General features: G+C 70.4%; 1 protein-coding gene. It reads left to right on the top strand.

Translation table 11 applies throughout. The features are described from left to right. The coding region (locus KVP70_RS33625; protein ID WP_217946763.1) for a hypothetical protein at positions 1-294 on the top strand (294 nt) is incomplete at both ends.

Raw genomic sequence — 294 nt, 5'->3', positions numbered from 1 at the left:
TGTCGAGCAACGCCATCGCCGCGCTGGAAACGGCTGACCTGTCGGCCATCAAGACCGCCGGCATCGCCGCGCTGAGCTCGGCGCAAGTTGCCGCGCTGACCACCGCCCAGGTCAACAACCTGGCCACCGCCTCGCTGGCCGCGCTGAGCACCGCCGGCATCGCCGCACTGACCACCAACCAGGTCGTCGCGCTGACCTCGGCCCAGCTGAGCAGCCTGGCTTCGGCCCAGGTTGCCGCGCTGAGCAGCAACGCCATCGGCGCCATCGAGACCGCCGACATCGTCGGCCTGACCA

Origin of the sequence: Duganella violaceipulchra, assembly GCF_019166075.1 — a bacterium.
Lineage (GTDB): Bacteria > Pseudomonadota > Gammaproteobacteria > Burkholderiales > Burkholderiaceae_D > Rugamonas > Rugamonas violaceipulchra.
The sequence above is the reverse complement of the archived record's forward strand: the minus strand, read 5'-3'. Positions and strand labels throughout refer to the sequence as shown.